The 2039-nt window shown below is 70.9% G+C and carries 2 protein-coding genes and 1 pseudogene; 1 reads left to right on the top strand and 2 read right to left on the bottom strand.

The features are described 5' to 3' along the window. Positions 1–888 (bottom strand): amidohydrolase family protein (locus tag AB8Z36_RS38170; RefSeq protein ID WP_369217960.1); only part of this gene is annotated, 888 nt, incomplete at its 3' end. A 489-nt stretch (positions 889–1377) separates the two neighbouring features. Next, positions 1378–1590 carry an MbtH family protein gene (locus tag AB8Z36_RS38165; RefSeq protein WP_369217959.1) on the bottom strand — a complete coding sequence of 71 codons (213 nt, stop codon included), beginning with the start codon at positions 1588–1590 and terminating at the stop codon, positions 1378–1380. A gap of 234 nt (positions 1591–1824) precedes the next feature. Between AB8Z36_RS38165 and AB8Z36_RS38160 the strand changes: the two are divergent. Next, positions 1825–2039 (top strand): annotated as a pseudogene (locus tag AB8Z36_RS38160) (hypothetical protein); the annotation flags it as partial.

Here is a 2039-nt window from a genome sequence, read left to right as displayed (position 1 = left end):
GTACGGGCCGGTGAGCGCGGCGGTCCTGGCCATCATGCCGCCGTCGGTGGAGATCTTCAGGGCGCCCACGGAGAGGTGGTCGTCGCCGAAGCCGGTGCGCAGGCCGAGATCGAGGGCGCGCGGGATGCCGTCGTCCTTGTGCGCGGCGACCTCGCGCAAGCGGTCCGCGGAGACCATGAGCTGTGTCCGCAGCGGGAGCTGGCCCTGCTCGCGGGCGAGTTGGTAGGCGCCGAGTTCGACCGGGCTGTGGCCGAAGAGGGCGCCGCCGATGCCCGCCTCGGCGCAGGCGGTGATGCCCTCGGAGAGACAGGTGCGGGCGGCACGGCCTATCGCCTCGGCCAATTGCTGCTGGGAGTAAGGAAGCCGGAGTGCGCGGGCGGCGCCCATGGCGCCCTCGGCGAGAAAGCCGTTCTCGTGCGGGAGGTCGGCGGGGAGGAGATTCAGGACGGCGGAGTTGACGACGCAGCCGTGACCGGAGTCGTGCGTGATGTACACCTTGTGCCCGCGGCTGACCCGGTCCAGTTCGGCGGCGGTCAGGTGGCGGCCGAGGGCCCGTTGGTCGTAGCCGACGAGGTTGAGCCAGGCGCCCGGCGATGCCTGAGCGGCGGCGGCTCGCTCCACGACGGCGAGCACATCGTCCACGCGCGTGAGGCCCGCGATGCTCGGGGTGTTCTCCTTGAGCCCGGTCCAGGCCAGATGGACATGGGCGTCGATGAACCCGGGCAGCACGGTCGCGCCCTGGAGGTCGATCACCTCGCGCGCGGGCAGCGAGGTGACTGCCTCGTCGAGCCCGGCGATGCGGCCCCGCCAGATGCCCAGGTCATGCGCTACGGGATGGTCCGAGTCCATGGTGAGGAAACGGGCGTTCGTCAGTCTGGTGCAGAGCATCAACGAGGTGCCTCCGAGGTCTCGTCCGGCGCGCGAGCCGGTGTGTCACTACTGACGCCCGGCAGGTCGGCCGACGCCCCGCAGGTCGGCCGCCACCCGGGCAGTCGGCCGACGCCCAGCCGGTCGACTGGCTGCCGCCGGGTCGCCCGCGCCGGGCCGAGCCCCCACCACGCACCGGCACGTGGCAGACCACCACGCCGCCGAGCCCCCGGCGGGGCAACGCCGGGCGCGGCAAAGCGAGGCGACGGCACGACAGAGCGCGGGGCGGTACGGCCCTGGACAGCAACACGGCGTCGCGGCGGTACGGCTCAGACGGCAGCTCGGCGGCACGGCTCAGACGGCGGCTCCGCGTCGCGGCCGGACGGGCGGCCCTACAAAAGGAACCGCGCCCGTCCGGGAAGCCCCGACCAACCAACCAACGGCGAAACGACCTACGCGCCCAGCGATGTCACGAGAGAGACCCTCGCGTCCATCGATGTCACGAGGGACCTACGAGCCCATGGACGTCACGAGGGAGCGGGGACGCAGGTCCGTCCAGTTGGTCTCGACGTACTCCAGGCACGCCTCCCGGGTGTTCTCCTCGAAGGCGACCGTCCAGCCTCCGGGCACCTCGGCGAACGACGGCCAGATCGAATGCTGCCCCTCGTCGTTCACCAGGACCAGGAAACGGCCTTCGGGGTCATCGAAGGGATTAGTGCTCATGTGACGGTTCCTCCTCGGGTCCGACGGGCCTCGCGGCCGCGCCGGGCTTATTGTGCTCGGCTTCCCCTGAAGAGCGACCATGGCCGAACTCGCTCGCAGAGGCAAGCCGTTGATTGCCGACATGCTCGAGACTTCGCCCGCGTGTGCGTGTATCCAGCATGTGCGTGTATTAGGTTAGGCTCGCCTAATTACGGCGAGCTTAGCCTCTCCCCTTCCCTCTCACAAGGAGACGTCATGCGCCCCGCCACGGAGCCCGCCTTCGCCGATTTCGGGTTGCCCGGCGCCCCCGGTACCGAAGAGTTCTGGGCGGCCGCGGGTACCTCGCGTACACCCGTCACGATCCGCGACGGTGAGAGCGGCGGCGGCTGGCGGTCCCTGTTCCTGTGGCGCCAGGGGCCCACACGATCCGCACCTGCCACACAGGCCCCGCAACCGGCTGCCGCTGCCGC

This window comes from Streptomyces flavofungini (genome assembly GCF_041028215.1).
Lineage (GTDB): Bacteria > Actinomycetota > Actinomycetes > Streptomycetales > Streptomycetaceae > Streptomyces > Streptomyces flavofungini_B.
The sequence above is the reverse complement of the archived record's forward strand: the minus strand, read 5'-3'. Positions and strand labels throughout refer to the sequence as shown.

Bases quoted from the DNA above. Each gene is read 5' to 3' on its own strand.
- AB8Z36_RS38165 (WP_369217959.1), bottom strand. From the start codon at position 1,590: ATGAGCACTAATCCCTTCGATGACCCCGAAGGCCGTTTCCTGGTCCTG.